A 4,654-nucleotide genomic window follows, 5' to 3' on the forward strand; every position below is an offset into this window, starting at 1 on the left:
ATCCCACGGCGCTTCTGCACGGGCCGCATTCTGCTCAACGACGGCAACTTTCATCGCGTCGACTATTCGGTGCGCGAGAACCTCGGCTTCCTCGGCCTGACCTGGAACGTCAACTGGTGCGTCAGCGGCCTCGACCGGCATCGCGCCTACGCGCCCGACTGCAAGATGGCCCGTCCGTAAGAGACGATCGCTCCATGCTGAAGCGCTTCGCGCTCGCAGCCCTGTCGCTGCTTTGCCTCGGCGCTAGCGCATCCGCGCAAGGCTTCGGTTCGCGCGGCGGCGCGCCCGGCGCTTTCGACTTCTACGTCCTGGCACTGTCGTGGTCGCCCGGGTTCTGCGAGCTCGACGGCGACCGCACCCGCAACCGCGAGCAATGCGCCGAGGGCAGCGGCCTGCGCTTCGTCGTTCACGGCCTCTGGCCGCAGAACGAGCGCGGCTTCCCCAGCGAATGCGGGCCGGCCGGCCGGTCGCCGTCACGGATGGCGATGGAACAGGCCGAGGGCCTTTTCCCGAGCGAGGGGCTTGCCCGTTACCAGTGGCGCAAGCACGGCACCTGCACCGGCTCGAGCCCGAACGACTACTTTCGCGATGTCCGCCGCGCCCATGACAAGGTGACCATCCCGCCCGAGCTCGCCCGGGCCGACCGTGACCGCAGCTGGACGGTCATGGATCTCGAGCGCGCCTTCGTGGCGGCGAATCCGGGATTGCGCACCGACATGATGTCGGTCGCCTGCAGGCGCGGCGTGCTGCAGGAGGTGCGGATCTGCTTCAGCAAGGACCTGCGCGATTTCCGGACCTGCCAGGAGGTTGACCGCTCCGGCTGCCGGGCCCGCGAATTCACCGTCGTCGCGCCGCGCTGAAACCGGACGCTATCCCGGTTTTTGCCGCTTCCGGGCGAAGGCGGCATGATCTACGAACGCTACCATGAACTACCGCCACGGCTTCCACGCCGGAAACTTCGCCGATGTGCTGAAGCACGTCGTCCTCACGCGCATCCTGCTGCATCTCGCAACCAAGCCGGCGCCCTACCGTGTCATCGACACCCATGCCGGCAGCGGACGCTATGACCTGAGCTCGGAGGAAGCGCTCCGGACGCATGAGTGGAAGGACGGCGTGGCGCGGATCGAGCAATCGCCGCTGTCTCCGGCGGCAGAGGAATTGCTCGCACCCTATCGGGCCGCGCTCGCCGGCATCCGCGCGCTCTACGGACCCGGTGCCTATCCCGGCTCGCCCTGGTTCTGCCGGCACGTGATGCGGCCGGATGACCGCCTGATCGCGGCCGAACTGCATCCGCCAACCTATCAGAAGCTCGCCGAGGCGATCGGCCGCGACAGGCGCTGCAAGGCGCTCGATATCGACGGCTGGACCGCGCTCCGGGCCAATGTCCCGCCCAGGGAGCGCCGCGGCCTCGTGCTGATCGATCCGCCCTTCGAGCAGAAGGACGAGTTCACGACGCTCTCGGCTCAGTTCATTGCAGCTCATCGCAAATGGCCGACCGGGATCTACGCGCTCTGGTATCCGATCAAGGATCGTCGCGCCGCGGAAGGTCTCGTCGACGATATCACCGACGCAGGGATTTCCCGGCTCCTGCGCCTCGAAATCGAGGTGGACCGCCCCGAAGCGGCCGGCGGCCTTGGCGCGACGGGCTTGCTGGTCGCCAATCCGCCATGGCGTCTCGCCGCAGAAGCGGAAATCCTCCTTCCGGCCCTGACCGAGCGGCTCGCACAGGGCTCGCGACCGCGCTATCTCTGCGAGGCGATCCGCCCCGACGGCTGATCGCCTGCCCTTCCTGAAGGATTTCGACCATGCTCGTCCTGCGCTCCTCCCCTGCCTCGCCGTTCGGCCGCAAGGTCAAGATGACCGCCCTCCAGTACGGGCTGATGGACCGCATCGAGATCGTCGGCGCCGACACGACAGACCCGTCCGACCCGCTGCGTCAGCAGAATCCTCTCGGCAAGATTCCGACATTGATTCTGGAGGACGGTACGACGCTGTTCGATTCGCGCGTGATCATCGATTATCTCGACCATCTCTCCGGCGGGAAGATCGTCCCGGCCGGCGCGGCGCGCTTCCTGCAACTGCGGTTGCAGGCGTTGGCCGACGGAATCTGCGATGCCGCGCTGCTTCAGGTCTATGAGGGGCGCTTTCGCCCGGAAGAAGGGCGCAATGCCAACTGGCTTGCCCACCAGGACGGCAAGGTCGCGCGCGGCCTGGCCGCGCTGGAGGCCGCGCCGCCGACCTTCGAGGGCCGGCCGCACATCGGTGAGATCGCTCTGGCCTGCGCACTCGGCTATCTCGACCTGCGCTTCGCCGGAAGCTGGCGCGCCTCTCACCCGAATCTCGTCGCCTGGCTCGACGATTTCGCGGCCCGCGTCCCCGCCTTCGAGGAAACACGCTTCAAGGGCTGAGCCCCCAAGCCGATCGGCGGGTAAAGCACCTGGCCGAAGCCAAGCCAGATCATCTCGAATTGCGGCGGCCAAAAGGCCGCCGTTTTTGTTTGCGCCGCCGTTCATCCCAACGGACAACAAAAAACCCGGTGGCAAAAGCCACCGGGTTCGCTCTGTCTCCGGGAGGAGAAATCAGAACTTGTAGCTGAGGCGGGCGCGGACGACCGAGAAGTCGGTGCCAACCTTGGTGCCAGCGTTCAGGATGTTCTTCTCGCCGAGGTCGACGTAGAGGTACTCGACGCCGCCGATCAGGTTGTTGGTGAAGGCGTACTCGACACCGCCACCGACAGTCCAGCCGCCGGTGTGCGTGCGGTCAGACGAGAAGGCCAGAGCCGGGATCGAGGTCTTCACGTTGCCGTAGGCCCAACCACCGGTGACATACGGCAGGAACCGATCGAACGCGACGCCGAGGCGGGCGCGGACGGTGCCGAAGTACTCGGTCTTGACGTTGACGAGGCCGAGGTTGCTGCCGCTGCTGAGATCAGCGCCCTGGAAATCGGCTTCCGCGCCGATCACGAACTGGCCGATCTGGTAGTTGTAGCCGATCTGGCCACCACCGATGAAGCCGTCGAGATCGCCGACATTGGCGAAGCCGTTGGCGTTCACGTTGCCCCAGCCGTAGCCGGCGTTGGCACCGACGTAGAAGCCGGTCCAGGTGAAGACAGGAACGTAAACCGGAGCGGCGATCGGGCCCTTGCGCGACGGCAGGTCGGCGGCCGAGGCGGCGCCAGCGGCGACAATGCCGAGGGCGGCAACGGTCGCAAGCAGATACTTCTTCATGACAAACTCCTTAGTCGTCGCGGGCGCCGGTCGAGCCGGCCGTTGATTTCGATGCACCCTTTATAAGACGGGGCAACGGCTTTGTCTGTTGCATCGGAAGCACATCTGCCTTGCAGACCGCGGCAGAAATGCGGCACGAATGCGATAACTGGACGCAAATAGGTAAAGTCAGGTTAACCACGAGCCGCCCAGCGACCATGGTAAATCGAATACTAACAAGGCCCTAGGCCACTGCGTTGAATGCAGCAGTCCGGGCTACAAACGCGCATGGCCTCGCAAGGTTCCGGCGATTTCGACGGGACGCGCCGCGGCCACCCGTTCCAACCTTGCCGCACCGGACGGGGCATGCTTAAGCCTTGAAATCACAAGGAATGATCGGAACCGTGCCGCCACTCTCGATTTTCATCATCGCGCTGAACGAAGCGGACCGCATCGGGCGCACCATCGAGGCGGCCCGCGCGCTCAGCGACGATATAGTGGTTGTCGACTCGGGTTCGACGGACGGGACGCAGGCGGTCGCCGAGGCGCTCGGCGCCCGCGTGATCTTCAATGCCTGGCCGGGTTATGGGCAGCAGAAGCGCTTCGCCGAGGAGCAATGCAGCCACGACTGGCTGCTCAACCTCGATGCGGACGAAGTTCTTCCGCCGGATCTGGTCGCCGAAATCGCCACGCTCTTCGTTTCCGGCAAACCACCGGCCGACGCCTACAGGATTCGCATCGCCGAGATCTTCCCCGGCGAGAAGGCGCCTCATCGCTTCGCCTATGCCCTCGCCCCGGTTCGGCTCTATCGCAAAAGCTGGGGCCGCTACTCGCCGTCCCCGGTGCATGATCGCGTCGATCTGCGGCCAGGAACCAAGGTCGGGCGCCTCAAGGGAACGATCCACCACTTCTCCGTGCGATCGCTGGGCGAGCAGATGGACAAGCTCAACGCCTATAGCGATGCCCAGGCCGACGATCTCGATGCCCGCGGCGAGACGCTCTCCGCCTTCCGGCTCGTCGCCGAGTTCCCGGCCAATTTCATCAAGGCGTATATCGGGCGCCGCCACGCATTGCGCGGCGTCTACGGCTTCATGACCGCGATGAACTACGCATTCTACCGCTATCTGCGCGCTGCCAAGCACTGGGAGCGCCGCCTGCAGCGGCGCTCTTCGGTCAAGGACGCCGCCCGGGCGGACAACCGGCGCTCCTCCGATGGCTGAGGTCGCGCTTGTCACCGGTGGGGCGCGCCGAATCGGCCGTGCCATCGTCGCGCGGCTGGCGAGGGCGGGCTACGCCGTCGCGATTCATCATGGCGACAGCCGCGTCGACGCCGAGGCCCTGGCCGGGGAGCTGCGCGACACGGGCGCCCGGTGCTGCACGCTCGCAGCCGATCTGGCAGATGCGGAAGCGGCAACAGGCTTGATTCCTGCGGCGGCGGACGCGCTCGG

The 4,654-nt window shown here is 66.1% G+C and carries 6 protein-coding genes and 1 pseudogene; 6 read left to right on the forward strand and 1 reads right to left on the reverse strand.

Translation table 11 applies throughout. The annotated features are described in order from the left end of the window. The 4 genes and pseudogenes from ACIPIA_RS10600 to ACIPIA_RS10615 form a co-directional block, all read left to right on the forward strand. Positions 1–180, forward strand: a pseudogene (locus ACIPIA_RS10600) (hypothetical protein); the annotation flags it as partial. A gap of 14 nt (positions 181–194) precedes the next feature. Continuing rightward, positions 195–860 (forward strand): ribonuclease T2 family protein, encoded by a 666-nt coding sequence (locus ACIPIA_RS10605; protein ID WP_400509271.1) that lies wholly within the window; start codon positions 195–197, stop codon positions 858–860. Positions 861–924: 64 nt separating this feature from the next. Beyond that, positions 925–1,776, forward strand: a complete 852-nt coding sequence (locus ACIPIA_RS10610; protein ID WP_400509272.1) for a 23S rRNA (adenine(2030)-N(6))-methyltransferase RlmJ — start codon at positions 925–927, stop codon at positions 1,774–1,776. A 29-nt stretch (positions 1,777–1,805) separates the two neighbouring features. Further along, positions 1,806–2,408 carry a glutathione S-transferase family protein gene (locus tag ACIPIA_RS10615; RefSeq protein ID WP_400509273.1) on the forward strand — a complete coding sequence of 201 codons (603 nt, stop codon included), beginning with the start codon at positions 1,806–1,808 and terminating at the stop codon, positions 2,406–2,408. Between the two features lie 171 nt (positions 2,409–2,579). Here the strand turns inward: ACIPIA_RS10615 and ACIPIA_RS10620 are convergent, their stop codons facing one another. Next, complete coding sequence (locus ACIPIA_RS10620; protein WP_400509275.1) at positions 2,580–3,227, reverse strand: outer membrane protein; 648 nt, start codon at positions 3,225–3,227, stop codon at positions 2,580–2,582. A 371-nt stretch (positions 3,228–3,598) separates the two neighbouring features. On the opposite strand from ACIPIA_RS10620, the gene ACIPIA_RS10625 reads away from it, so the two are divergent. Further along, positions 3,599–4,426 carry a glycosyltransferase family 2 protein gene (locus ACIPIA_RS10625; RefSeq protein WP_400509277.1) on the forward strand — a complete coding sequence of 276 codons (828 nt, stop codon included), beginning with the start codon at positions 3,599–3,601 and terminating at the stop codon, positions 4,424–4,426. Next, positions 4,419–4,654 (forward strand): SDR family NAD(P)-dependent oxidoreductase (locus ACIPIA_RS10630; protein WP_400509279.1); only part of this gene is annotated, 236 nt, incomplete at its 3' end. The genes ACIPIA_RS10625 and ACIPIA_RS10630, both read left to right, overlap by 8 nt.

Origin of the sequence: Allobosea sp. CER48 (assembly GCF_044752385.1) — a bacterium.
In the GTDB taxonomy this organism is placed as follows: Bacteria; Pseudomonadota; Alphaproteobacteria; order Rhizobiales; family Beijerinckiaceae; genus Allobosea.